Raw genomic sequence first — 25,325 nt, 5'->3', positions numbered from 1 at the left:
AATGAGAAAACTATGAGTGACGATATCCCCCCGAGTACGAGCGCCCAAAAGAAAGGCTGGTTTGACAGAGTAAGTCAGTTATTTCAGGGCGAACCTCAAAATCGCGAAGACTTAGTCGATGTGATTGATGGCGCAGAGCAGCGCGAGTTAATCACCGAAGACACCCGCGAAATGATCAAAGGTGTATTAGAAGTTTCTGATATGCGTGTTCGGGATATTATGATCCCACGAGCTCAAATTGTCGCGATTCAAATCGACAATACTGTCGAAGAATTGCTCGCAACTGTTATCGGTTCAGGCCATTCTCGCTTCCCTGTGGTTAACGAAGATAAGGACCATATCGAAGGCATTTTACTGGCTAAAGATTTGATCCCCTATGGTTTCTCAAACAGTGAAGAACCCTTCTCCCTTGAGCGCGTGATCCGCCCCGCCGTCGTTGTGCCAGAGAGCAAACGCGTCGACGTATTACTCAAAGAATTCCGCTCCCAGCGTTACCATATGGCGATTGTCGTCGACGAATACGGCGGAGTATCGGGTCTAGTGACCATTGAAGATATTCTCGAAGAAATCGTCGGTGAGATTGAAGACGAATTCGACCACGATAGCCCTGAAGACACTGAGATCCGCAAGGTCGGCAACACTGTCTACATGGTAAAAGCGTTGACGCCTATCGAGGATTTTAACGAAGAATTCAATACTCACTTCAGCGATGAAGAGTTTGATACCGTCGGTGGTTTAGTGTCCCATGCCTTTGGTCATCTACCAGAGCGTAATGAGAGCATTATGATCGAAGGAATTGAATTTAAAGTCATCAATGCCGATACCAGACGCTTAATCCAACTCAGAGTTAAACTCCCCGATCCCAATGTCGGTGAAGACGTAGAATAACCCTCTACGTAAGAATAACGCTCAGTGTAAGAAGAATTATCCGTGCTAACTAACATTCGGGCTTTTGCCCAACAAAAGTCCCGACTGAGCGTGTTACGGCTCGTGCTGGCGTTTATTTTAGGCGCCAGTACGGCGCTTTCCTTTGCCCCTTATTCCTTGTGGATTATCTATCCCGTCGCCATGGCCTTAGCCCTGTGGCTGAGTGGCTCCTTGACTCCTAAAGCCAGCTTCTTCCATTGGTTAAGCTTTGGTTTTGGCTGTTTCGCCGTTGGGATCAGTTGGGTGCATGTCAGTATGGACACCTTCGGTGGCCTCCCCTTGGCCGCCTCAGTGGGGCTAATGGCGCTGTTAGCCCTCTATTTAGCCCTTTATCCGGCCTTAACGGGTCTCGGTTTAGCGTGGTTGACCCGCACTAATACTCCGTCGCTATGGCGCAATCTATTACTCTTCCCCTCGCTTTGGGTCTTAGCCGAATGGGCTAGAGGCTGGGTGATGACAGGATTTCCCTGGATCTGGGCCGGCTACTCTCAAACCCAAGGTCCATTAAAGGAACTCGCGAGTATTATTGGTGCCCTAGGACTCAGTTTCTTAATTGCGATGCTCGCAGGCGCCTTAGCCCTGTGTTTTAGCAAGCGCTACAAAAGCCTGTTGATTTTACTGCCCATCATCGCAGCTGCGGCTTGGGTTGCCCCAAAGCTAACGCAAATCCAGCCGACAGGCGAATCAGTTAAAGTTGCTCTGGTGCAGGGAAACATTCCCCAAAGTATGAAATGGGAACCCGAGGCACTCTGGCCAACCCTATTGAAATACATGGATTTATCCCGTGAGCACTTCGACGCTGACATTATCGTCTGGCCAGAAGCCGCGATCCCGGCGCCAGAATCTATGGTGCAAGACTTTTTGGATAATGCTAACAAGGTTGCCAACCTTAACCACACTTCCATCATCACGGGGATTATTAGCCGTCAACAGAACGAGTTTTATAACTCTTTGATCGTGCTAGGTAACCATAATCAGAAGCAACAAGATACGCCGGATTATGAGAGCGATGGCAGCAACCAGTTTAAAAAACACCATCTACTGCCTATCGGCGAGTTTGTGCCCTTTGAAACCTTACTGCGCCCAATTGCGCCTTTCTTCAATCTGCCAATGTCCTCCTTCGCTCGGGGCGATTATCAACAGCCGAACTTGAGCGCCGTAGGCCATAAAATTGCCCCGGCAATTTGTTATGAAATCGCCTTCCCAGAGCAGCTGCGTGACAGTGTTAACCTCGGCACCGATCTGCTGTTAACCGTATCGAACGATGCGTGGTTTGGCACCTCAAATGGGCCGTTGCAGCACATGGAAATCGCCCAAATGCGCGCCATCGAATTGGGCCGTCCTCTGGTGCGCGCCACCAACAACGGTGTGACCGCGGTTGTTGATGAGAAAGGCAATATCACAGCTGCACTGCCGCAATTCGAAACGGGCGTGCTAAGCGCGACGATTCCACTGGTCACAGGCCAAACTTGGTTTGCCAAAATCGGCCAAACACCGCTGCTATTGCTGTGTGGTGCGCTGCTGTTCGTCGGGTTTATTCGTCGTAAAAAATAACAATAGAGTCAGAAATTGATTAATCAGAAACGCATTCAAGGTTTTACCTTAATCGAACTCGTCGTCGTTATCATAGTGCTCGGGATTTTAGCGGTTATTGCGGCGCCGAAATTTATCGGTATGAGCAAAGAGGCGCGGGAGAAAAGTCTGCTGCAACTTCAAGCCAGCGTAAAAACCGCCAATACCTTGGCCTATTCCAAGACCCAAATGCCCAGTTTGCAAAGCCAAGCCGTTGTGGGCCGTGACGATATTATCGACATCGACCTCGATGGTAATGGCACGGTCGACACTCGCCTCAAGTGGGGATATCTGGACAATACCGATATCGAAAAATGGATAACGAAAGACGATAAACTCGTCATTCAATATCAAGGCATTGATATTACTTATATTGGTTACGACTTAAATGACAATTCCATTGTCGACGACGATCAGTGTTATTTCCGCTACACCCAAGCTGCCGATTCGAGCACTCCGCCGCTTTACGATATCAATGTTCAAGGCTGTTGATGACTCACAAAAAAACGACGCAAAGCGTCGTTTTTTATTTATGCACGTTGAAGCAATCCCCTTAAGGCGTTAACGCCTCACGGGTAAACTCCTCATGGTCACACTCGGGGCAATCTGGGATCACGCCCGGAAACTCAATACTCATTTCATGGCCGCAGTTAGTGCACACCATCACCCCTTGGCTAACAATATCACCACTCTGGTAATAGCCGTGGTGTTTAAAGTCTTGAGCCAGTTCATGCCATTCCACTTGGCTGCGGTCGGTGATTTCACTTAACCAATGCCAAAGGGTGTTTTCTAGAGTGATCACCGTTGGGCTGTGGCTTAAGCTGTCGGCATTTTGCTCACGCAAAAAGCTGGCGATATCACGCTTTAAGAATTGCTCAACTAACGCGAGCTCATCTTCCCCCGCTTGTTCTTTGAGGCGTAAGAACTCCTTCCCTTGAGTGACAGACTTAAATAAATTCTTTGCAGTCAGCGAGTTATCTTCCGCAAATTGCGCTTTCACTTCGTTAATTAAGGCTTGATACAGTCCTAGTAGCGCACTACTTCTATCATTCATAACCAATACTCCTTCATAGAACCTTTTTAATGCATCGCTTCTAGTTTATTCTATGCAGATCTTATTCGCGTCGATATGGCGTTAGATCAAATAAATAGGCGGCACTGCCGGAAATAGCGTGATGCAAGAGCAATATAATCCCTCAGAAATTGAAGCCTTAGTGCAAAAGCACTGGCACGACAACAAAACCTTTGAAGTTACTGAAGATGCAAACAAAGAAAAGTTTTATTGCCTTTCGATGTTTCCGTACCCTTCAGGTCGACTCCACATGGGACACGTTCGCAACTATACCATAGGCGATGTGGTTGCCCGCTTCCAGCGTCTTCAAGGCAAAAACGTGCTACAACCTATCGGTTGGGACTCTTTCGGTTTGCCTGCAGAAAACGCCGCAATCAACAACAAAACGGCACCAGCACCATGGACTTATCAAAATATTGAGTACATGAAAAACCAGCTAAAATTGCTGGGTTTTGGCTATGACTGGAGCCGTGAAATCGCCACTTGTACCCCAGAATATTACCGCTGGGAACAATGGTTCTTCACTAAACTGTACGAAAAAGGCTTAGTTTACAAGAAAACAGCTTCTGTTAACTGGTGCCCTAATGATGAAACCGTACTGGCAAACGAGCAGGTACAAGACGGTTGCTGCTGGCGTTGTGATACCCCTGTAGAACAAAAAGAAATTCCACAGTGGTTCATTAAGATCACCGCCTACGCCGAAGAACTATTAAACGATATCGACACCTTAGACGGTTGGCCTGAGCAAGTTAAGACCATGCAGCGCAACTGGATTGGTCGCAGCGAAGGCGTGGAAATGACCTTTGGTGTAGCGGGTAGTGACAAGTCATTCGACATCTACACAACCCGCCCCGATACCCTGATGGGTGTCACCTATGTAGCGATTGCTGCGGGTCACCCATTAGCAGAATTAGCGGCGCAAACTAACCCTGAGCTGGCTGCCTTTATCGATGAGTGCAAAAACAGCACCACGTCAGAAGCCGATTTAGCCACCATGGAAAAACGTGGCGTCGCGACAGGTCTATACGCGATTCACCCCATCACTGGCAAGCAAGTACCCATTTGGGCGGCTAACTTCGTACTAATGAACTATGGCACCGGCGCTGTGATGTCAGTTCCAGGCCACGACCAACGCGATTACGAATTTGCGAAAAAGTACAATCTGCCAATCGAAGCGGTTATCAAACCTGTTGACGGGGAGTTAGACATCAGCGAAGCGGCTTACACCGAAAAAGGCGTGCTGTTTAACTCTGGCGAGTTCGACGGTTTAGACTTTGACGGCGCCTTCAATGCCATCGCCGACAAATTAGTGGCTGAAGGTAAAGGCAAACGCCAAGTAAACTACCGTCTGCGTGACTGGGGTGTATCACGTCAACGTTACTGGGGCGCACCAATTCCTATGGTGACCTTAGCCGACGGTACTGTTATTCCAACACCTGAAGATCAACTGCCGGTGATCCTGCCAGAAGATGTGGTGATGGACGGGATCCAAAGCCCAATCAAGGCCGATAAAGAATGGGCGAAAACCCAAGTTAACGGCCAAGACGCGCTGCGCGAAACCGATACCTTTGATACCTTTATGGAATCTTCATGGTATTACGCCCGTTATTGCAGCCCACAGGCTGATCAAATGTTAGATCCAACCAAGGCTAACTACTGGTTGCCAGTGGATCAGTACATTGGTGGTATCGAACACGCCTGTATGCACTTGTTATATTTCCGCTTCTTCCACAAGTTGCTGCGTGATGCGGGTCTAGTAAACACTAACGAGCCAGCAAAACAACTGCTGACCCAAGGCATGGTTCTGGCCGATGCCTACTACTACACCAACGATAAAGGTGCCCGTGTATGGGTGTCTCCGCTGGATGTAGTCACTACCGAAAAAGACGACAAGGGCCGAGTGACTAAAGCTATCGATAAAGACGGCAACGAACTGGTTTACACCGGTATGTGCAAAATGTCTAAGTCGAAAAACAACGGTATCGACCCACAGGTAATGGTCGAAAAATACGGTGCCGACACTGTGCGTCTGTTTATGATGTTCGCATCACCACCAGAATTAACGCTGGAATGGCAAGAGTCTGGCGTTGAAGGCGCGCACCGCTTTATCAAACGTCTGTGGAAACTGGCCAGCGATTATGTGGCGCAGGACAACAGCGAAGCACTAGACGTCAGCAAATTAACAAGCGAGCAAAAAGCACTGCGCCGTGAAGTGCACAAGACTATCGCTAAGGTGACCGATGATATCGGCCGTCGTCAGATGTTCAATACTGCGGTTGCCGCCGTGATGGAACTGATGAACCACCTGCAAAAAGCGCCGCAAACCACAGGCCAAGACCGAGCCATCATCGGCGAAGCCTTAACTGCGGTAGTGCGTTTACTATACCCCATCATCCCACACGTGAGCTTCACCCTGTGGAATGAGCTGGGCAACACCAACAGTATCGAAGACAGCCAATGGCCTGTTGTGGATGAATCTGCTCTGGTTGAAGACAGTAAACTCATCGTGGTGCAAGTGAACGGTAAAGTGCGCGCTAAAATCACAGTCGCGGCCGATGCTGACCAAGCGTCTGTTGAAGCACTGGGTATGGCGGACGAGCAAGTCATCAAGTACTTAGATGGCGTTACGGTTCGTAAAGTGATCTATGTACCCGGTAAACTGCTCAGCATCGTTGCCAACTAACATCGTTGATGTGATAAACAGATGCTGTCCACACGACAAACAGGAAACCGCGAAAACTTATGCTAATTAAACGCTTAGCTTTCGCAATCATGGCGCTGGTCATTATGACCAGCGCAGGTTGCGGTTTTAAGCTTCAACGTAGCTACCAAATCCCCGAGCAGCTCAATCAACTCAGTTTGAGCAGCTCGGATGAATACAGTGAACTCACCCGTTTGGTGCGTGAGCGGTTACGTTTGAACAACGTCAAGATTGTCGATGCCGCCAATGATGTGCCAGTGTTAAGGCTTATCACCGACTCCTTAGAGCGTTCGACCCTGTCGCTTTACCCTACGGGCAATGTGGCCGAGTATGAGCTTATCTATTTCGTCGAGTTTGCTGTGGCCTTGCCGGGCAAAGAGGCACAGCCTTTCAAGATTGAAATTCGCCGCGATTACTTAGACGATCCTCGCACCGCACTGGCGAAAAGCCGTGAGATGGAACTGTTAGTCAAAGAAATGCGTATTCAAGCGGCCGATAGGATTTTGCAATCCCTGGCTAGCACAGAGGTGAATTAATGCAGGGTCCAAATTAATGTGGCACTGCAATAAAATGTGGAGAGTGGTTTAAATGCGTGTTTATCCTGATCAACTCTCCCGCCATCTCAATCCGCTTCACGCTTGTTACCTGATTTTTGGTGATGATCCTTGGTTGCTCGAAACCTCCAAGGATCAGATCCGCCAAGCCGCCAAACGCCAAGGGTTTGAAGAGCGCGTTCAGTTAATTCAAGAAACAGGTTTTAACTGGGGTGACTTGACCCAGGAATGGCAGTCCATGAGCCTGTTTTCTAGCCGGCGCATCATTGAGCTAACTCTCCCCAACGCAAAACCCGGTGCAGATGGTTCGGCGGCGCTACAAGCGTTACTGCAAACGCCGAATCCCGATGTGTTGCTGATCCTTGAAGGCCCAAAACTCGCCAGCGAGCAGACCAATAGCAAGTGGTTCAAAACCTTAGATAGCTTAGGAATTTATTTACCCTGCACTACGCCAGAGGGCGACCAATTCAGACGTTGGCTCGACTCACGCATTACGCACTTTAAGCTGAATTTACAACCCGATGCGCGCGCTATGTTGTACACACTCTACGAAGGGAATTTACTCGCCGCCGATCAGGCCATGCAGTTGCTACAACTGTTAAGCCCAAGCCAGCCTATCGGTGCCGACGAATTAAGCCATTACTTTGAAGATCAATCCCGCTTTACCGTGTTTCAGCTCACCGATGCACTGCTGAATAATCGCCAAGACAGTGCTCAGCATATGCTTGCCCAACTCAACGGTGAGGGTACGGCCATGCCCATTTTACTCTGGGCCTTGTTTAAAGAGCTGCAGTTGCTGCTCAGCCTCAAGAGTGAACAGGCGCAAGGCGTGCCTTTAAATAGTCTCTTTGGTAAATATCGAATTTGGGATAAGCGTAAACCGCTGTACCAAACCGCGTTGCAGCGCTTAAGCCTCACCCAAATCGAACATATGCTTGCCTTCGCGTCCAAGCTGGAATTGAACTTAAAGCAATTAGGCCATGAAGATTGGACAGGGCTCAGCCACCTGTGCTTATTATTCGACCCCAAGGCCCACGGCCATTTGGCCCATATCAGCTTAGATTAAGGCACTGACTGGATGCGTATCGGTATTTTAGGTGGCACCTTTGACCCCATACATTACGGCCATATTCGCCCCGCGATGGAAGTCAAAGCCAGTCTCAAGCTGGATAAAATCCTGCTGATGCCCAACCATATTCCGCCACACAAAAACACTACCCACTCTACCACAGCGCAGCGGCTCGAAATGGTCGCGCAGGTATGTGAGGCATTAACAGGTTTCGAGCTATGTGATATCGAAGCTAAACGCGACAGCCCATCCTATACCGTTGTCACCCTTAAGCAGTTAACTCGACTTTATCCCAATGACGAACTGTTTTTTATTATGGGGATGGATTCGTTTATTCACCTGCAAAGCTGGCACCAATGGCAGCAATTGTTTGAATTAGCCAATATCGTAGTATGTCAGCGCCCGGGCTGGCATTTAGCCGAAGGGCACCCGATGCTACATGAGTTAAACGTACGCCACGCGTCGCTTGAAGCGTTAAGTCACTCAAATGAACCACAACATGGGCGCATCTTTACCGTTGATATCAGCCCACAGGATATTTCGTCCACCCAAATTCGCTCACAACTGGCCATGGGAGAAATTCCACAGGACGCCCTCCTGCCCGTCACTTTAAATTACATTCAAAAACAACGGCTTTATTTTTCTTAGGCCGAAAATCAAGCGCTAATAGTACAAACTCAGCAGCTAAGATCGCTAAGAGAATGTATTCCCCCGCTTAAGACTGATATACTAGCGCGCTATTTAAAATGAATGAGGTACATCAGCGTGCAGAGCGCCGAATTAAAACAGTTTGTTGTCGATAAAATCGACGATTTAAAAGCCCGTGACGTCGTGGTTATCGATGTCAGCAACCAATCTAACATCACCGACTACATGGTGATTTGTTCTGGTACATCTAAAACTCACGTTAAAGCGATCGCCGAAAATCTCGTGATCGAAGCGAAAGCCGCAGGCATTCCACCTATCGGTATCGAAGGCCGCGACAGCAGCGAATGGGTATTGGTGGATATGGGCAACGTGATCCTGCATGTTATGCAAGATCAAACCCGTGATTTCTACCAGCTTGAAAAACTCTGGTCAGAAAAGCAAGCCTAATGAAGTTGCAACTTATCGCAGTGGGGACACGGATGCCCGATTGGGTTACCCGCGGTTTTGAAGAGTATCAACGCCGCTTTCCTCGGGATATGGCGCTGGAACTTATCGAAATCCCTGCTGGTAAACGCGGAAAAAATGCTGACATCGCACGCATCCTGCAAAAGGAAGGCGAGCAAATGTTAGCGGCGATTCCTAAGGGCAATCACATTGTTACCTTAGATCTTCCCGGCAAAAACTGGACTACGCCAGAATTAGCGACAGCCATGAATAAATGGCAACTCGATGGTCGTGATGTGAGCTTACTGGTCGGCGGCCCCGAAGGCTTAGCGCCCGCCTGTAAGGAAGCCGCCCATCAGAGTTGGTGCCTGTCGGCATTGACCCTGCCCCATCCTCTGGTGCGGATTGTGGTTGCCGAAAGCTTATACCGCGCGTGGAGCGTGAACACTAATCACCCTTATCACAGAGAATAGCGGGATCTTGATGTTAACGAGTGTCAACCACCCGGATGGGATCAGCTGGAGATAGCCTAAGTGTCGCCAAAAAAGCGGATAACCATGCACGACCACGCCGCCGAGGCGTCACTGTTTAAGCGTCGTGCGCTGTTCACTTTTATTTGTGTTGTCGCCCTCCTTAGTGTGTTGGTGACCAATCTTTATCATCTTCAGGTTGAATCCTATAAAGATTACGAAACGCGCTCTAATGATAACCGCATTCGTGTCGTGCCTATCGCCCCAAGCCGTGGCCTGATTTACGACAGAAACGGCGTGTTACTCGCCGAGAACCAACCCTTTTATTCTCTCGACTTAGTGCCGGAGAAAATTGCCAATATGTCCGAGACCTTGGACGAATTAGGCAAGTTAATCGAAATCACTCCCGATGAGCGTGAAACCTTTACCGAAGCGCTAAAGTTTCACCGCCGCTTTAAGCCCTTAACCCTTAAAAATCAGTTGACCGAAGAACAGGTCGCCATTTTTAGCGTTAACCAACATCGCTTTCCTGGGATCTCCGTTGAGGCGGGTTTAAAACGTAACTACCCCTATGCGAGCCAGCTCACCCATGTGCTGGGCTATGTAGGTAAAATCAACACTCGAGATCGTGCTCAATTGGAGCGTAACGATCAGTGGAAAAACTATGCCGCCACCAAGGATATTGGTAAGCAAGGCATTGAAAAATACTATGAATCACTCCTTCACGGCACACCAGGTCATCTCGAAGAAGAAGTAAACAACCGCGGCCGAACTATCCGTACGCTTAAAATTGTACCGCCGGAGCCGGGGCAAGATATTTACTTAACTCTCGATTTACAATTACAGCAAAAAGCCGTGGAACTACTCCAAGGCCATAAAGGCTCAATCGTCGCTATCGATCCAAGAGATGGCGGGATTTTAGCTTTAGTGTCGAGCCCAAGTTACGATCCCAACCAGTTCGTGCAAGGGATTAACAGCAAGGATTACAGTGATTTATTGAACGACAAATCACGTCCGCTGATTAACCGCGCTACCCAAGGCCAATATGCGCCAGCATCAACGATTAAACCCATTATTGCCCTACTGGGACTTGATGAAAAAGCCGTGACCGAACACACCCGTATTTGGGACCCTGGTTTTTGGCAAATCCCAGGGGTTGAGCGTAAATATCGCGACTGGAAACGCTGGGGCCATGGCTGGGTTAACGTCTATAGTGCTATCGTGGAATCCTGCGATACCTACTTCTATGAATTAGCTTATAAAATCGGTGTTGATCCCATCGCCCGTTTTATGGAGCAATTCGGCTTTGGCCAAAATACTGGTGTCGATATTTTTGAAGAGTCGGCGGGTAATATGCCGTCGAAAGAATGGAAGCGCTTAAAATACAACCAAGCTTGGTATATTGGTGACACCATTTCTGTCGGTATCGGCCAAGGTTACTGGACCGCCACGCCATTGCAATTGGCCAGCGCCACCGCCATTCTCGCCAACGATGGCCGCCGCTTCCCGCCACATTTGTTAAAGTCGATTAAGGATAATACGGCCAAAATTGACTCACCAATTAACGAGTTACCGCCGATTGAGCTTAAAAATCCGCGCAACTGGAAAATCATTAATGAAGCGATGCGCCAAACGGCTCATAAGTCTCGCTTCACCGACGCCAGTTACACGGCTGCGATGAAAACCGGTACGGCGCAGGTCATTGGCGTGGCCGAAAACACTAAGTACGATGCCAATAAAATTGCCGAGCATTTCCGCGATAACGCCCTCGTGGTCGCCTACGCGCCCTTTGAAGATCCTAAAATCGTCCTCGCTGTGGTAATGGAAAACGCCGGCTGGGGTGGCGCAAACGCAGGCCCAGTCGCCCGCGCTATGCTCGATGAATACATGCTAAGAGACACTTGGAAACCAACGCCATGAGTGCCCATCAACGTCAAAACATCTGGCAACGATTGCATATCGACTTGCCCTTACTGCTCGGCCTGTTTGCCGTCATGGGCTTTGGCCTGTTTGTTATCTACTCCGCCAGCGGTGAAGATCTTGGCATGATGGAGCGTCAACTGTTTAGGATGTTTTTATCCCTAGGCATTATGTTTACTATGGCGCAGATCAATCCCGAGGCGCTCAAACGCTGGGCCCTACCGATTTACCTTGCGGGGATTGTGCTGCTGCTTGGGGTACATTTTTTTGGGGAAATTAACAAAGGCGCACAGCGCTGGTTGAACTTAGGCTTTATGGAGTTTCAGCCTTCGGAGCTGATTAAACTCGCCTTCCCCATTACTATGGCTTGGTATATCAGTAAGTTCCCTCTGCCACCGAAGAAACGCTACCTTGCGGGCGCAGCGGTGATCCTCTTAGTGCCGACGCTTTTAATTGCCAAACAACCTGACTTAGGCACCTCGATTTTGGTTGCCGCATCGGGCATTTTCGTGCTGTTTTTATCGGGCATGAGCTGGGCAATTGTGGGCGGTTTTATTGCCGCCGTATTGGCCTTCTTGCCGATCCTTTGGTACTTCCTGATGCACGATTACCAAAGAACCCGCGTATTGACCCTACTCGATCCAGAGCAGGATCCCTTAGGTGCCGGTTACCATATTATCCAATCGAAAATTGCCATCGGCTCTGGTGGTCTCTGGGGTAAAGGTTGGCTCGATGGCACTCAATCCCAATTAGAATTTATCCCCGAACGTCACACCGACTTTATCTTTGCGGTGATCGGTGAAGAGTTTGGCCTGATAGGCAGCATTATCCTGCTCCTGATGTATCTCTACATCATCGGACGCGGCTTAGTCATCGCCTCTCGGGCGCAAACTAGCTTTGCCAGACTCCTTGCAGGCAGTATCACATTGACTTTCTTCGTTTATGTTTTTGTGAATATTGGTATGGTTTCAGGTATCCTGCCTGTGGTGGGTGTACCTTTACCCCTTGTCAGTTATGGTGGCACTTCCATGCTGACATTGATGACAGGGTTTGGCATTCTTATGAGCATTCATACCCATAGACGTTTTGTAGATAGATAATTTTTAGGGACTTCTTAATGCCTATTCTTCGAGCTTGTTTGGCTCCACTGGCAGTGCTTTGCCTCAGTTCATACCTCATTGGCTGCTCGACCGCGAACGAGCCAGCAACAACGACACCGCCGCCAAGCGCGGCCGTGACCACACAGGCGCCAACACCTGTATTGCCCGAGGCCTTAAAGGCAGAGTTTATTAAAACCCAAATGGCACAAGGCTTTACTCAAGCCGAAGTGGAAAGCTTCTTGGCCAAAGCCAACTACAACCAGGCGGTTATCGATGCGATTTCTCGCCCTTGGGAAGCTAAGCCTTGGCACCAGTATTATCCGATTTTCCTCACCGAGAAACGCCTCAACGCGGGCCTAGCCTTCTGGAAAAAACACGAGGCGACGATTGCCAAAGCTGCCACTCAATACCAAGTTGAGCCACAAATTATTGTGGCCATTATTGGTATCGAAACCTTCTATGGTCAGTACACGGGCAATTATCCGGTAATCGACGCGCTCTATACCTTAGGGTTTTATTACGAGCCAAGAGCCACTTTCTTTCGCAAGGAATTTGGCGAGCTGATGAAGCTGGTAAAAGAAGAACACTTAGATATCAATAGCCTCAAGGGTTCTTACGCTGGCGCCATGGGCTTTGGTCAGTTTATTCCGTCAAGCTACCGCCACTATGCCGTGGATTTTGATGGCAGCGGCAACCGTGATTTACTCCAGAGTCCAGAGGATGCCATTGGCAGTGTTGCCAATTATTTCCATGAACACGGCTGGCAATTGCACGCGCCCGTTGCGCTTCCTTTAGTGAACAGCAGTGCCAATGCGCCTAAAGCCAAAGTGTGGGCCGGCGAGAAGTTGCAGTACAAGGTTTCTGATATTCTCTCCCCAAGTTTATCGCTGGCCACCGCCCGCGATTTAAATGCCTCGCAAAAGGCCATGCTTATCGAGCTGGAACAAGTGGATAGCAAGGACTACTGGTTAGGACTCAATAACTTTTATGTGATCACCCGTTATAACCGTAGCCCTTTGTATTCCATGGCCGTTTACCAATTTAGCCAACAACTGAAGCAACAACATGACGCTAAGAAATAATCTTTTACAGCTCTTGATGCTCGGCTGCTGTTTTGCGCTCGCGGCCTGCTCGAGTTCTAATTCTGGCTCGGCCAGCGAGAAGAACAAGAACATGGATCCCAACAAGGGCCGCTATGCGCTAAAAAACGATAAGATGCCCATCAATCCACCCAATGTGGATCATGTGCCAAACGCGACCCCAAAATACGAGCCTTACAGCCGTCGCGGTAATAAACCTTACACGGTTTATGGTGAGTCCTATACGGTATTAGATTCGGGCCAAGGCTTTTCCGAGACTGGCCGCGCCTCATGGTACGGTGAGAAATTCCACGGCTATGAGACATCGAATGGCGAGCCCTACGACATGTATGGCATGTCTGGTGCACACAAGACATTGCCATTGCCAAGCTATGCTCGCGTCACTAACTTAGATAACAATAAGCAGGTCATTATTCGGATTAATGATCGTGGCCCTTTCCATTCGGACCGGATTTTGGACTTATCCTACGCCGCCGCTTATAAGCTGGGTATGTTAGGCACAGGTACCGCGCGAATTAAGCTGGATGTGATCTATATTGGCACTCAGGCCGCGACACAATCGGCTATCGCCAGTATTCAATCCTCAGGCAATCATTACATACAATTGGTGGCTTCAAAGGATCAGCATAGGCTGAACAAAATGGCGAAGGATCTGGAGAAGAAATATCAGGTCAAGACCCGTGTACAACCGGCAAACAATATGTATAGACTACAGCTCGGTCCAATTGGCCAAACCGAACTGGCCGACCGATTACTCAATAAAGTGAAACAAGACGGTTACCCCGAAGGCTATATGGTTTTGGAGTAGTGACCGCTCACTATAAGATATAGATTTAGCTTAAAAATACCCCAGATGAAGGAACCTTCACTGAAAACCTTTGTCGAAGGGTGGTATACTCGCGAAACTATTTTGCCTTTTCTTTCAATACAACCAAAAAGACGTGCTAAGTTAATGATGAATTTTGTAAAAAGTCCCATTAAAACATTGCTGCTAATTTCGAGTGTTTCTCTTCCTGTTTATGCTGCGCAGCCGATTGTTACCCCTGATGCACCTACAGTTGCCGCCAAGGCTTACGTCTTGATGGATTATTACTCGGGCCAAATCATTGCCGAAGAAAATGCCTACGAAAGCTTAAACCCAGCCAGCTTAACGAAGATGATGACCAGTTATGTGATTGGTCAAGAAATCAAAGCCGGTAACGTATCCCCAGATGATGATGTGACCATCAGTAAAAATGCGTGGTCGAAGAACTTCTCTGACTCATCAAAAATGTTCATCGAAGTGGGTAAAACCGTTAAGGTTTCCGACTTAAACCGCGGCATCATCATCCAATCGGGTAACGATGCCTGTGTGGCCATGGCCGAACACATTGCTGGCACCGAAGGCGCCTTCGTCGACATGATGAACTCATGGGCGAAGCAGCTTGGCATGCGTGACAGCTACTTCGAAAACTCCCACGGTTTAGACTCTGAAAACCACAAATCAACCGCCTACGATATGGCGTTATTAGGTGCCGCACTTATCCGTGACGTGCCTGAAGAATACCGTGTCTACAGCGAAAAATATTATACCTTCAACGGTATCAAGCAATATAACCGTAATGGTCTGCTGTGGGATAACAGCATGAATGTAGATGGTATCAAAACCGGCCACACTTCTGGAGCAGGTTATAACTTAGTCGCTTCTGCAACTAAGGACGGTATGCGTTTGATTTCAGTGGTATTAGGCACTCAAAGTGAAGCCGCTCGTAAAGCCGAAAGTAAAAAGCTGCTGACCTATGGTTTCCGTTTCTTCGAAACAGTGACCCCTTACAAGGCCGGCGACAGCTTCGTGACGCAAAAAATTTGGTACGGTGATAAGAGTACCGTCGATTTAGGTGTCGCTACAGATGCACCAGTTACCGTCAGCCGTGGCCGTGCAAAAGACTTAAAAGCCAACTTCGAACTGACTAAGCCACTGGACGCACCACTGAAAAAAGGTGAAACAGTGGGTCGTTTATACTTCCAGTTAGATGGCAAAGATATTGCGCAATTCCCGCTAGTCACCTTACAAGAAGTCAACGAAGGCAGCTGGTTCAGCAAATTAGTTGATTACTTTAAGCAACTGTTTTCTGGTTGGTTTAGCTAATCCGGCTCACAAAACTCAGCCACCTTCGGGTGGCTTTGTTGTTTTTGGGGGAGTATCGCCCTTGAATCGGGTATAATCGCCACCATATAGTTCCTATTAAAATGGTTATTGAGCACGACTATGTTAAACACGAAATTTGATGAACTCATGGAGTTCCCCTGCGCCTTCCCCTTCAAAGTGGTTGGCGATGCCCACGAAGCCCTGACCGACAGAGTCGTTGCCGTAGTGCAAAGACACGCCCCAGGTGATTATTCACCTACGGTTAAGGCCTCAAGCAAAGGTAGCTACTACTCTGTGACCATCCGCGTCACAGTGACCAGCAAAGATCATATTGAGACTCTGTACACTGAGCTTGCCGGTATCGAAGGCGTTCGCCGCGTACTATAAGTATTCCTCAAGGCTATAAAATGTGATCTATCTTACATTTATGGCCAAGAGGCGTATAATAGCGCCACTCAATTATAGGGGAGAGGTTGCCCTTGCAAGACACCACTTTGCATATTCGGCATCTGGGACAGCAGGATTATGAGTCTGTGTGGCATGCAATGCAGCATTACACCGACACTCGTAACAGCGACAGTCCAGACGAACTGTGGATCGTTGAACATCCACCCGTATTTACCCAAGGCCAAGCCGGTAAAAGCGAACATATTTTGAATCCGGGCGATATTCCCGTGATCCAAGTGGATCGTGGTGGTCAAGTCACTTACCACGGACCAGGACAATTAGTTGTCTACCCTCTCCTCGATATTAAACGCAGTAAAGTGGGTGTCCGCCAACTTGTGACCCATATCGAGCAAAGCATTATCGATATGCTCGCCAAATACGCTATCAATGCCTACGCCAAGGCCGATGCGCCGGGCGTGTATGTGGATGAGCGCAAAATTGCCTCTTTAGGTCTTAGGATCCGTAAAGGCTGTTCATTCCATGGCTTAGCACTGAATGTGGATATGGATCTAGCGCCGTTTCGACGCATTAACCCCTGTGGTTATGCTGGTCTTGAGATGGTGCAATGTAAGGAACTTGGCGGCCCACAAACCGTGATTGAAGCAGGCGAGCAACTCATTATTACCTTTAGCCAACTACTGGGCTACCAACATCTAGTTCATCATCAAGGATTAGCAGCGTCATGAATAGGCCTGAACGTTTACAACCCGGAGTCAAATTAAGAGATGCCGATAAAGTCTCGCGCATTCCGGTTAAAATCGTGCCCTCTGAGCGCGAAACCATGTTACGCAAACCCGATTGGTTAAGGGTTAAACTGCCCGCGTCTAACCAACGCATTCTCGATATTAAGCAAGCGTTACGCGCTAACGGCCTGCACTCGGTCTGTGAAGAAGCTTCTTGTCCTAACTTGGCAGAATGTTTTAACCATGGCACCGCGACCTTTATGATTTTGGGCGCAATTTGTACTCGCCGCTGCCCATTCTGCGACGTGGCCCATGGTCGTCCACTCAAGCCCGATGCGGAAGAGCCTGTTAAATTGGCTCAAACCATCCGTGATATGAAGCTAAAATACGTGGTAATCACCTCGGTTGACCGCGATGACCTGCGTGATGGCGGTGCCCAGCACTTTGCCGACTGTATCCGTGAGATCCGTAAGCTCAATCCCGAGATTAAGATTGAGATCTTAGTGCCCGATTTCCGTGGCCGTATCGACGCCGCCCTCGACATTCTGTCGACCGAGCCGCCTGATGTGTTCAACCACAACCTAGAAACTGCGCCTATGCATTATCGCAAAGCGCGTCCAGGTGCGAACTATCAATGGTCACTCGACCTACTGAAGCGCTTTAAAGAGCGTCATCCCAATGTGCCGACAAAATCGGGACTGATGATGGGGCTAGGTGAAACCAACGAAGAAATCGCTCAAGTGCTGCGTGACCTACGTGAGCACAAGGTCGAAATGTTGACCTTAGGCCAATATCTGCAACCGTCTAAGTTCCACCTGCCGGTTGAGCGTTACGTCTCGCCAGCCGAGTTCGATGAGCTTAAAGTCCTCGCCGACGAGCTTGGCTTTACTCACGCCGCCTGTGGTCCATTAGTACGTTCAAGCTACCATGCCGACCTACAAGCTCAAGGTAAAGAAGTGAAGTAACCTTCGCTTTATTAATCCCATAAAAAACAGCGCTAAAGCGCTGTTTTTTTCATCTTCCTCTAAAACCTTAAGCCGTTTCGCTTAAGGCTAAATCCATCAAAATCGCATCTTCTTTGCCCTCTGCCAAAGGATAATAGCCTTTGCGACGACCGGTTTCGACAAAGCCCCGCTTCTGATAGAGTGCGCGCGCGGCAAGATTTGATTCGCGAACCTCCAGCATCAGCACCACCGCCTTGGCAGCCTTAGCGCAGTCGACAACCGCCGTGAGTAGCAGATGCCCATATCCTCGCCCTTGTTGTTCTGGCGGCAAACAAATATCCAGCAGCGTTGCCTCATCGACAATCTGCTGCACAATCGCGAAGCCGAGCAACTCATCACGTTGCATTAACCCAATAACGCGGTACAAGTGGCCAAAACAATCGGCAAGGTTATTCTCACTCATAGGATGGGAATGAGCACTCGCTTCAATGCGCGCCATTTGACTCACATCGGTTGGCGTCAGAAGCACGATTTGCAATGATTCGTTAAGGGTATTAAGGACTTGATGACTCACGGGAAAATCCAAATTAAAAGGTAACTCACGATAATGTGTACTGGACACGACTAGGCCGTTAATTGCTGCTCACGCCACTGGCAAATCTGCCCCCACAAGGCGCGCTTTGCCTCACTGCGCGTTAGTAACTCAGCTAGGGGATCCGACACTAACCAAGCCACTCTGGGCCTAACCCTGTGGCGACGTAAATCCCAGACGATGGGTTTACCCTTATGTGGCTCAGTGTTGAACTCACAGTCATCCTTACTGATCCCAATTAAACCAAGGACAGTATCAATCAGTGGCTCAGCGGCAGACGACATATCATCAACATCCCAAACCACTTGATAAGGTCGCACTTTAGTATCGCGAAGCTGCCAAGGAGTTATCTCCATCGCGGCTAAATAGGCAGATTTATTCATGGGGTTATTGGGGTTTCATTAAGCACTGACACCACATAAGGATACCAGCTAAATGGGCCGAATGTTATTGCCAAGATACGGTTCATGGCTCAAGCCAAACGTTTACTTACGCTTTAATCTGTAAAATCGATTTTATGAATCTATTTTAACCGCTTTATATGTTTAGCTTATTTGATAATCTATCTTCATTGAGTAGGACAATAGGAGGAATTTCCATGATTAACATCGGCATCAACCAAGCTCATAGAGAAGAAATCGCCGCAGGGTTAAATCAGTTATTGGCCGACAGCTACAGCCTTTACCTTAAGACCCACAGCTTTCACTGGAACGTCACAGGCCCCATGTTCACTAGCTTGCACTTATTGTTTGAACAGCAATATACCGAGCTTGCCTTAGCGGTCGATTTAATCGCCGAGCGGGTACGAGCATTGGGCGCAAGGGCATTAGGTTCCTATTCGGACTATGCCAAGTTGACCGAAATCCGTGAAGATCAAGGTGTCACTAAAGCTGAAACCATGATCCGTGAACTGTTAAGCGACCAAGAAGTAGTGATTAGAAATGCCCGTGCGCTCTATCCCTTGGTTAGCCAAGCCAACGATGAGGCAACGGCAGATTTACTCACCCAGCGCATTCAACTCCACGAGAAAAATGCGTGGATGTTACGTAGCTTATTAAGCGAATAACCCTTTCATCATCCCCAAGCCAAATGGCCGAGCAGTCACGCGCTCGGCCATTTTATTAGGGCGTGTTAACGTTTCGAGATTAGATTTTGTTCGTTCTGGCAAGCACGTGCTCGCGAAACGAGGAATGATGTGTAGTTATTCTACTCAAATGACGAGTGACAAAGAGCAAGAGCTTGCCAGACGAACCCTTCGGGCAGCATTTGGCTGGCTTTTCTGCCGCGTTATCGTCCGTTTATGTAGAATAACTACACTGCACGGACTTTGCCTTGCTTAAAAACCAGCCAAATTGCTGCAAAAACAACCCTGAAACGTCAACACGCCCTAGGCATTTATTGATGCTAAAGCTAATTTAGAGATACTTAAGCCAAGCCTGCTGACTCTGTCCTTTGTAACGGCTAAACCAGCGCACGGGATAATAGAGCAAAGGGATCAAGACTAAGCTTATCAGCCATACCCATCCCATATGCGCTACGCCAAAAAGCTCGCCATGGTTTGCGCCAAATATCCATTTAGCCAGCGAATACAGCAACAGCAGTACATATAAGTGCAAGATATAGAAGAACATAGGCACTGAGCCAAACACTGCTAACCTCTGCCCCATCCAACCTAATACACCGCCTGTCGCAAAATAGCGCTCAAACACGACTAAGCCGTAGAACATCCCGCCCAAGGTCACCAGCAAAAAACTCAGTGATGGCGGATACTTAGTTAGATTGAATACCGACATTAAGGTTTGGCCTAAGGTATCGCCAAACTGCCAAGGTAGCGTCTCGCCGTAGAGATTGAATCCACGCAGCAAGCCAAACAGCACGATACAGCCAAGCCATAACAGTATTAATTTTTGCTGACGCAGCCACGCATCTCCCCCTCGGCCAAAGACGGGGCCTGCTACATAGCCCAATAAAATCACGCCAATCCATGGTAGCGCTGGGTAACTTATCTTCAGCTTAAGCTCGCCCTCGGCAATCAAATAACCTCGGTCATGCAGTATCGTCCACAGACTATAGCCCCACTCATCCGGCGTAAAATGGATAGGCGACAATAGGTTATGGCCAAAAACAATCAATAGCCCGAGTAATGCCATCCACAGTCTTGGGAGCTTGATTAATGCCGCCAGAGCCAACATGCTCAGTCCTATCACCCAAATCACCTGCAACCACAGGGTGTGATAATTGCCCATCCATGAGACATTAATCACCAATACTTCGAGGGCGATTAAAAATAGTCCGCGCTTGATTAAAAACTCGCGCGCAGAACGCGGCTCGCCATGGCCACGATTGGCATAAAGCCAGGCAGAGACCCCAGTTAAAAAGACGAAGACTGGCGCACAAAAGTGCGCCGCAAAACGGCTGACAAACAGCGCCCAGTTGGTTGTGCTTAAATCCATTGGGTCGCTCACCTGCATATGCAGGAAAAATCGCTCCCGCACATGGTCGAGCAACATAATCAACATCACTAAGCCGCGCATCATGTCGATGCTATTGATCCGCTGACGCCCTTGCAGCTGAGGTGTCTCAGGCGAAGCGGCGAGTGTCGCTGTGGTATTAGAATTCATAGCTAATACTCACTTTAACGTTACGTGGCTCACCCGGCACGGCCCACAGCGCCGAATAACTGCTGGCGATATAATGCTCATCCAGCAGGTTATCGACATTGAGCGCGAGACTTAGGTTTTCGCCAAGCCGAGTAGTAAAGAACATTCCAAGCAACTGATAACTCGGTAATTGAAAACTCGGATCGGCCGAATCACCTAAGCGTGAGTCCACATAACGCCAACTCAGCCCTAGATGACCGTCGATAGAAAGATCATTTAAGTCCTGTTTGAGAATGATACTGCCCGTGTGTTTTGGCACATTGACTAACGGACTGCCCGCCGGAATTAACACGCCCCAATCCAGATTCAGGCTGTCGTTCGCCGTGCGGGTATTCAGGTAGGCATAGGACAAGGTCGCTTGTAAGCTCTCGGTCAACTCGGCCGCGACATCCAATTCAATCCCCGTGCTTTTGGCTTCACCAAGGGTCGCCGAAAAGCCGACATTGACGGGATCTGAGGTCAAGATATTGCTCTTTTGCGCATCAAACCAAGCCAAACTGCCATTGACGGGTAGCTCAAACCAAGTGCTCTTGAACTTAACCCCTAACTCGACGGATTTGCTCTCCTCTGGCTCGAAGGGATTACCCGCATAATCAGTGCCTGAAAGCGGTAAAAAGCCTTCCGAATAGGAGCCGTAAACACTTAACGCCTCAGACCATTGATACACTAATCCGACTTTCGGGCTGACTCTGTGATCCCTTTGATCCGACAGACTCGCGTTGACCTGCTCTGCGATTTCTTGGGAATAACGGTCAAACCTTAACCCTAAATGCAATTTCCAGTGCTCGGTTAACTCCAATTGATCCTGTAAATAGGCCCCCCAGGCATCTTGAGTCTCTCGGTTTTCATACAGCAGACTGACCTCAGGCTGAGCCGCGCCATATTGGGGGGCAAAGATGTCGATAGCATAGGCGCCCTTCTGGCCTCGATAACGGTAGAGTCCCGTTTTCAGTCGATAATGATAGGCATCCGTCCCGAGCAGCAGATTGTGTCTTATGCTACCAGTATCAAACTGGCCGCTGAGTTCAGCACGCACTGAATGGTCTTCAGAAGCGTAATCTCGATAGCGATGCTGCCGCGTCAGAGTACGGCCATCGTCATATAAGGATTGACGTCCCTTTGCTAATTCGGCATCCGATGAGTAGCCATTCAGACTCGAATCGCGATAGTTATAACCCGCGGTAAGCGACCAATCCTCATTTAATTCATACTCATAGGTAAGCTGATGCCCAGTCGCATCCACTTTCGTTGGCCCATCGTTGGGCTCGCCCAAGTAACGCGAACGGGGCACAGTATTAAAGTCGTTATTGAGCACCACTACGCCACGATCAAATAACTGTTCTTGCTTAAGATATTCAACCTCATACAGGAGCGATGACTTATCCGACAATTGCCAGCGCAGCGATGGTGTGACGATCTTTTTATCGCTAAACACGTAATCGCGAAAACTGTCATGCTCCTGCCAAGCACCATTGATCCTAAAGGCCAAGGTATCGGTCAGCCCCGAGGTAAAATCCCCTTCCAACCGATATTGATCGAAACTCCCCGCAGACGCTTTTAAATAGCCCTGCACCTCGTACTGCGGCTTTTTAGTCACAATATTCACAGTCCCGCCCGGCTCCGAGCGTCCATAAAGCGCCGAACCCGGGCCTTTGAGGATTTCCACATAGGCCACGTTCGATAGGTCTCTATGACCGCTAAAGCCTCGACCACCATTAAAACCATTGATTAAATAGCCCGATGGCATGTTTTCATTCCCAGGAAAGCCCCGTAACGAAAAACTATCCCATAGCCCACCACCGTTGTTTTGCCGCGCGACACTGGCGGAATAATCTAATAAGTCTTGAAAACGCGTCAGCCCAGTATCTTTAATCAGTTGCTCATCCAGCACAGTAATCGCTTGAGGCAACTCAGTCGCCGGCACATTGCCGCGGTAGGCCTGACGATAATGAATGCTTAAACGCTCGATATCGTCGTCATTAAGTCCCGCGGTATCAGTTTGCACAACCTCGGCGGCCAATAGGGGAACACTCGCATCCAACGCCAATAACGCCACGCCCAGCACTAATGCCGAGCGCTTGTGGCTCACATAAACAGCCATTTTTACTCCAAAAATAAACAGCATCGGGCACCTTAGTTAAGCCAAGGCGCTCGAAAAATAAGAGAAATAGATAAAAGCAGGAGTTAGGCTGTTAGCGGCGGCGCGCGGCTATGGAAGTGGCGCCTAAATGGCGTCTTAAAGGAAATAACATCAAACTCAACCGAGATAACACCCTGTTGAGCAACTTGAAAATCTAGCGGAGAGTATGAGAGGGCATGCTGCAATTGGTGCTGATGCAAACACAGCGCGCAGTGGGCCTTGGCATCATCATTGAGGTGGGAAACACTGTGCACCGCAAACGCAACAGACAGCAACACTAAGATGGCGGCAAGCCATAGTGCTAATCTGCGCCTTGTTAGCATCACAGAACTCAAACCATACATCCTCAAACCAAAGGGCTTGCGATTGTATGTTAGACACTACGAAAGTTGCAAATACCTTTACTTAACAAATGTAAGCAAATGCGGTGATAAAATTTATTGCGCGCAAAATAAAACGGCTCGCATATTTCTATGCAAGCCGTTGTTTTATTTGGCAGGGGTGGCAGGACTCGAACCCGCAACCATCGGTTTTGGAGACCGCTGTTCTACCAATTGGAACTACACCCCTGTTGACGTGGGGCATTATGCTAAAAGCACTCTCAAAGGTAAAGGACTTTTTATGACAAACTTAATTAACTGAGGAATTTTCAAACAAGTTTGCCATCTACTGTTGATTTAATTGGCATAAAGCTGAAAAAGTCAGCATGTAAGCTCAGTGCTGAACGTAAAAAAAACCGCCAGCAACTGAGTAAACATTAAGAAACGATGCTCTCTATGCTAAAAAAACTAACGCTTCAATATGGGGCGCGCAGTTTGCGCGTCCCAGCCAAACTTGTTGGGCGAACATGATTGACTTGTTATATGCACACTAGCTCCAAATCAGCGTCACTTAGGTTAAATATTTCTAACCAAAGAGTTATACCATTTTCATCGCTGCACTCTAGATCAAATGCTCCATCGTATACATCGACGACCGTTGCTATATCACCAACGCGAGGCACTCGTGAGCCAAAACTACATTCAGTGCGCTCAAATTCCTTATTCAAAGATTTTATCTTAACAACAGAGTACTGTTTCATCAGATACCTAACTGCATATAACAAAAGAGTCGTGAAAACGCCTAAAAGATGAATTTAAGCGCAGTAGGTCCCTTACACTCGCGACTAAATCCCATCGCTGATGGTTAATCATCAAGGGTTGAGATAAAAATCCGCCGCAAATCATTGTCCCAAAGCTGGATAATCTTACGGGTCTTGTCCTTATTCCAAAAACACTTACCAAACAGGATAAGCCCTGCGCCCTCTAAATCCCGCTTATCTTCGATATTAAAGCGCTTAAACAGTTTAGTTTTGACGGCCTCGATTGGAATGCCAATGTCTTTACTGTCGGCGGGATTGAGCCAAGATAACGTCGGGTCGCTATGGGAGATAGTGCCCCAGTACATATGGGGTTTGTTATCTGTCGGATCCGCATCAGCAAAATTCACAAACAAATTCTTCGCCCGCCAGCGGTACTTACGTTCATCATCGGTGTAAACCCAAAGATCCGAAGTCGCCAGTTCGGAGCCGCGCAGCAGGCTATGGAGTAACTTTTCTAGCCCTTGGCTCGGAGTACGCTTTGCCGTGATACCTATCTCAGGCTTATCGGCCGCCACTTGATAGCCAGCTTTGGGCTCCTGTACTGACGCTAATTGCTCGGTATCATTTTCAATTTCACTTTTGGCTCCCACCTCTTGCTCTTGGGGAGCCTTGATTTTGTGCGCTGAGTTAGAGAGTTTCTTATTACTGGGATTAAGCGAAAAATCGATAACTAAGGCATCGGCGTCGAGCAGTTGTTGCTGCACTTCGAGGGCATCTTGTTCTTCACGGGACTTTTGCGCCGACGGATTAAATTCGATGCAATCGAGCTCATGGTAACGAGAGCCAAAACAGGCGGCCTTACCATCCTTAGATGCTTTACGAAAATAGGCTTTACCGTAGCAGGCGGGGCAATATAAATGCTGGCGCAAACGCTCAATCTCAGCCTCGGGTAACTGCTGAAACTTGAACACACTGTAGGTGACACCAGCCTGAGCATGAGGATTGAGTCGTAATGACGACGAAGCGTGCTCTGCCGTAGCCTCGGTTGTGAGTACACAAATCGCATCCAACAT

Annotated in this window: 25 protein-coding genes and 1 tRNA gene; 18 read left to right on the top strand and 8 right to left on the bottom strand. The window is 48.5% G+C overall.

What is annotated here, in order from left to right:
* Window positions 1-12: 12 nt before the first annotated feature.
* Genes corC through N5E87_RS05045 form a run of 3 tightly spaced genes read left to right on the top strand, consistent with a single transcriptional unit; the run spans window position 13 to window position 2,991 of the window.
* Window positions 13-888, top strand: coding sequence for a CNNM family magnesium/cobalt transport protein CorC (gene corC, locus N5E87_RS05055; RefSeq protein WP_011716122.1), 876 nt, complete (start codon window positions 13-15; stop codon window positions 886-888).
* A 42-nt stretch (window positions 889-930) separates the two neighbouring features.
* A complete protein-coding gene (gene lnt, locus N5E87_RS05050) occupies window positions 931-2,481 on the top strand; it encodes an apolipoprotein N-acyltransferase (protein WP_011716121.1) in 1,551 nt (516 codons plus the stop codon).
* A 15-nt stretch (window positions 2,482-2,496) separates the two neighbouring features.
* Window positions 2,497-2,991, top strand: coding sequence for a type II secretion system protein (locus N5E87_RS05045; RefSeq protein WP_011621791.1), 495 nt, complete (start codon window positions 2,497-2,499; stop codon window positions 2,989-2,991).
* A gap of 61 nt (window positions 2,992-3,052) precedes the next feature.
* Here N5E87_RS05045 and N5E87_RS05040 read toward each other — a convergent pair whose 3' ends face one another.
* Complete coding sequence (locus N5E87_RS05040) at window positions 3,053-3,553, bottom strand: zinc ribbon-containing protein (protein WP_023268299.1); 501 nt, start codon at window positions 3,551-3,553, stop codon at window positions 3,053-3,055.
* A 121-nt stretch (window positions 3,554-3,674) separates the two neighbouring features.
* Here N5E87_RS05040 and leuS point away from each other — a divergent pair, with 121 nt between their 5' ends.
* The 14 genes from leuS (at window position 3,675) to lipA (ending at window position 17,800) form a co-directional block, all read left to right on the top strand.
* A complete protein-coding gene (leuS, locus tag N5E87_RS05035) occupies window positions 3,675-6,254 on the top strand; it encodes a leucine--tRNA ligase (protein ID WP_037415179.1) in 2,580 nt (859 codons plus the stop codon).
* Between the two features lie 59 nt (window positions 6,255-6,313).
* Window positions 6,314-6,808, top strand: coding sequence for an LPS assembly lipoprotein LptE (lptE, locus tag N5E87_RS05030; RefSeq protein ID WP_037415176.1), 495 nt, complete (start codon window positions 6,314-6,316; stop codon window positions 6,806-6,808).
* A 52-nt stretch (window positions 6,809-6,860) separates the two neighbouring features.
* Complete coding sequence (holA, locus tag N5E87_RS05025; RefSeq protein ID WP_099456849.1) at window positions 6,861-7,892, top strand: DNA polymerase III subunit delta; 1,032 nt, start codon at window positions 6,861-6,863, stop codon at window positions 7,890-7,892.
* Between the two features lie 12 nt (window positions 7,893-7,904).
* On the top strand, window positions 7,905-8,543 hold the full coding sequence (nadD, locus tag N5E87_RS05020) for a nicotinate-nucleotide adenylyltransferase (RefSeq protein ID WP_047536934.1): 639 nt from the start codon (window positions 7,905-7,907) through the stop codon (window positions 8,541-8,543).
* A gap of 117 nt (window positions 8,544-8,660) precedes the next feature.
* Window positions 8,661-8,990 carry a ribosome silencing factor gene (gene rsfS / locus N5E87_RS05015; RefSeq protein WP_011071401.1) on the top strand — a complete coding sequence of 110 codons (330 nt, stop codon included), beginning with the start codon at window positions 8,661-8,663 and terminating at the stop codon, window positions 8,988-8,990.
* Window positions 8,990-9,460, top strand: coding sequence for a 23S rRNA (pseudouridine(1915)-N(3))-methyltransferase RlmH (gene rlmH / locus N5E87_RS05010; protein WP_037415165.1), 471 nt, complete (start codon window positions 8,990-8,992; stop codon window positions 9,458-9,460). The genes rsfS and rlmH overlap by 1 nt, the downstream gene beginning before the upstream one ends.
* Before the next feature lie 60 nt (window positions 9,461-9,520).
* The gene (mrdA, locus tag N5E87_RS05005) at window positions 9,521-11,377 is read left to right on the top strand and encodes a penicillin-binding protein 2 (RefSeq protein WP_279775130.1); all 1,857 of its coding nucleotides are present in this window, start codon (window positions 9,521-9,523) and stop codon (window positions 11,375-11,377) included.
* Window positions 11,374-12,477 carry a rod shape-determining protein RodA gene (gene rodA / locus N5E87_RS05000; protein WP_011621782.1) on the top strand — a complete coding sequence of 368 codons (1,104 nt, stop codon included), beginning with the start codon at window positions 11,374-11,376 and terminating at the stop codon, window positions 12,475-12,477. The genes mrdA and rodA overlap by 4 nt, the downstream gene beginning before the upstream one ends.
* A gap of 17 nt (window positions 12,478-12,494) precedes the next feature.
* A complete protein-coding gene (mltB, locus tag N5E87_RS04995) occupies window positions 12,495-13,559 on the top strand; it encodes a lytic murein transglycosylase B (protein WP_086903352.1) in 1,065 nt (354 codons plus the stop codon).
* Entirely contained in the window at window positions 13,543-14,385 is an 843-nt protein-coding gene (locus tag N5E87_RS04990; RefSeq protein WP_011621780.1) for a septal ring lytic transglycosylase RlpA family protein, read from the top strand. Before mltB ends, N5E87_RS04990 begins: the two co-directional genes overlap by 17 nt.
* 144 nt (window positions 14,386-14,529) lie before the next feature.
* Entirely contained in the window at window positions 14,530-15,705 is a 1,176-nt protein-coding gene (locus N5E87_RS04985) for a serine hydrolase (RefSeq protein WP_279775129.1), read from the top strand.
* Window positions 15,706-15,825: 120 nt separating this feature from the next.
* A complete protein-coding gene (gene ybeD / locus N5E87_RS04980; protein ID WP_011621778.1) occupies window positions 15,826-16,092 on the top strand; it encodes a DUF493 family protein YbeD in 267 nt (88 codons plus the stop codon).
* Window positions 16,093-16,184: 92 nt separating this feature from the next.
* Entirely contained in the window at window positions 16,185-16,838 is a 654-nt protein-coding gene (gene lipB, locus N5E87_RS04975; RefSeq protein ID WP_088586977.1) for a lipoyl(octanoyl) transferase LipB, read from the top strand.
* On the top strand, window positions 16,835-17,800 hold the full coding sequence (gene lipA / locus N5E87_RS04970) for a lipoyl synthase (protein WP_279775128.1): 966 nt from the start codon (window positions 16,835-16,837) through the stop codon (window positions 17,798-17,800). Before lipB ends, lipA begins: the two co-directional genes overlap by 4 nt.
* Before the next feature lie 67 nt (window positions 17,801-17,867).
* Here lipA and rimI read toward each other — a convergent pair whose 3' ends face one another.
* Both rimI and N5E87_RS04960 read right to left on the bottom strand, forming a co-directional pair.
* Window positions 17,868-18,278: a ribosomal protein S18-alanine N-acetyltransferase gene (rimI, locus tag N5E87_RS04965; RefSeq protein WP_279775837.1), complete on the bottom strand. Its 411-nt coding sequence runs from the start codon at window positions 18,276-18,278 to the stop codon at window positions 17,868-17,870.
* Window positions 18,279-18,403: 125 nt separating this feature from the next.
* Window positions 18,404-18,754, bottom strand: a complete 351-nt coding sequence (locus tag N5E87_RS04960; RefSeq protein WP_037415143.1) for a DNA polymerase III subunit psi — start codon at window positions 18,752-18,754, stop codon at window positions 18,404-18,406.
* A 215-nt stretch (window positions 18,755-18,969) separates the two neighbouring features.
* Here N5E87_RS04960 and dpsA point away from each other — a divergent pair, with 215 nt between their 5' ends.
* A complete protein-coding gene (gene dpsA / locus N5E87_RS04955) occupies window positions 18,970-19,437 on the top strand; it encodes a DNA starvation/stationary phase protection protein DpsA (RefSeq protein WP_037415139.1) in 468 nt (155 codons plus the stop codon).
* A gap of 349 nt (window positions 19,438-19,786) precedes the next feature.
* Here dpsA and N5E87_RS04950 read toward each other — a convergent pair whose 3' ends face one another.
* The 5 genes from N5E87_RS04950 to N5E87_RS04930 all read right to left on the bottom strand — a co-directional run bounded on the left by N5E87_RS04950 (window position 19,787) and on the right by N5E87_RS04930 (window position 25,325).
* On the bottom strand, window positions 19,787-20,992 hold the full coding sequence (locus tag N5E87_RS04950; protein WP_126512590.1) for a heparan-alpha-glucosaminide N-acetyltransferase domain-containing protein: 1,206 nt from the start codon (window positions 20,990-20,992) through the stop codon (window positions 19,787-19,789).
* A complete protein-coding gene (locus tag N5E87_RS04945) occupies window positions 20,982-23,132 on the bottom strand; it encodes a TonB-dependent siderophore receptor (protein WP_126512588.1) in 2,151 nt (716 codons plus the stop codon). The genes N5E87_RS04950 and N5E87_RS04945 overlap by 11 nt, the downstream gene beginning before the upstream one ends.
* 83 nt (window positions 23,133-23,215) lie before the next feature.
* Entirely contained in the window at window positions 23,216-23,506 is a 291-nt protein-coding gene (locus tag N5E87_RS04940; RefSeq protein ID WP_126512586.1) for a DUF2946 domain-containing protein, read from the bottom strand.
* A gap of 158 nt (window positions 23,507-23,664) precedes the next feature.
* Window positions 23,665-23,741, bottom strand: a tRNA-Trp gene (locus tag N5E87_RS04935).
* Window positions 23,742-24,356: 615 nt separating this feature from the next.
* The gene (locus N5E87_RS04930) at window positions 24,357-25,325 is read right to left on the bottom strand and encodes a hypothetical protein (RefSeq protein WP_126512582.1); all 969 of its coding nucleotides are present in this window, start codon (window positions 25,323-25,325) and stop codon (window positions 24,357-24,359) included.

This window comes from Shewanella sp. GD03713 (assembly GCF_029843705.1).
Lineage (GTDB): Bacteria > Pseudomonadota > Gammaproteobacteria > Enterobacterales > Shewanellaceae > Shewanella.
The sequence above is the reverse complement of the archived record's forward strand: the minus strand, read 5'-3'. Positions and strand labels throughout refer to the sequence as shown.

Coding starts and splice junctions, on each gene's coding strand:
- corC (WP_011716122.1), top strand. CDS start 13: ATGAGTGACGATATCCCCCCGAGTACGAGCGCCCAAAAGAAAGGCTGG.
- N5E87_RS05040 (WP_023268299.1), bottom strand. CDS start 3,553: ATGAATGATAGAAGTAGTGCGCTACTAGGACTGTATCAAGCCTTAATT.
- leuS (WP_037415179.1), top strand. CDS start 3,675: ATGCAAGAGCAATATAATCCCTCAGAAATTGAAGCCTTAGTGCAAAAG.
- lptE (WP_037415176.1), top strand. CDS start 6,314: ATGCTAATTAAACGCTTAGCTTTCGCAATCATGGCGCTGGTCATTATG.
- holA (WP_099456849.1), top strand. CDS start 6,861: ATGCGTGTTTATCCTGATCAACTCTCCCGCCATCTCAATCCGCTTCAC.
- nadD (WP_047536934.1), top strand. CDS start 7,905: ATGCGTATCGGTATTTTAGGTGGCACCTTTGACCCCATACATTACGGC.
- rlmH (WP_037415165.1), top strand. CDS start 8,990: ATGAAGTTGCAACTTATCGCAGTGGGGACACGGATGCCCGATTGGGTT.
- rodA (WP_011621782.1), top strand. CDS start 11,374: ATGAGTGCCCATCAACGTCAAAACATCTGGCAACGATTGCATATCGAC.
- mltB (WP_086903352.1), top strand. CDS start 12,495: ATGCCTATTCTTCGAGCTTGTTTGGCTCCACTGGCAGTGCTTTGCCTC.
- N5E87_RS04990 (WP_011621780.1), top strand. CDS start 13,543: ATGACGCTAAGAAATAATCTTTTACAGCTCTTGATGCTCGGCTGCTGT.
- N5E87_RS04985 (WP_279775129.1), top strand. CDS start 14,530: ATGATGAATTTTGTAAAAAGTCCCATTAAAACATTGCTGCTAATTTCG.
- ybeD (WP_011621778.1), top strand. CDS start 15,826: ATGTTAAACACGAAATTTGATGAACTCATGGAGTTCCCCTGCGCCTTC.
- lipA (WP_279775128.1), top strand. CDS start 16,835: ATGAATAGGCCTGAACGTTTACAACCCGGAGTCAAATTAAGAGATGCC.
- rimI (WP_279775837.1), bottom strand. CDS start 18,278: ATGGCGCGCATTGAAGCGAGTGCTCATTCCCATCCTATGAGTGAGAAT.
- N5E87_RS04960 (WP_037415143.1), bottom strand. CDS start 18,754: ATGAATAAATCTGCCTATTTAGCCGCGATGGAGATAACTCCTTGGCAG.
- dpsA (WP_037415139.1), top strand. CDS start 18,970: ATGATTAACATCGGCATCAACCAAGCTCATAGAGAAGAAATCGCCGCA.
- N5E87_RS04950 (WP_126512590.1), bottom strand. CDS start 20,992: ATGAATTCTAATACCACAGCGACACTCGCCGCTTCGCCTGAGACACCT.
- N5E87_RS04945 (WP_126512588.1), bottom strand. CDS start 23,132: ATGGCTGTTTATGTGAGCCACAAGCGCTCGGCATTAGTGCTGGGCGTG.
- N5E87_RS04930 (WP_126512582.1), bottom strand. CDS start 25,325: ATGTTGGATGCGATTTGTGTACTCACAACCGAGGCTACGGCAGAGCAC.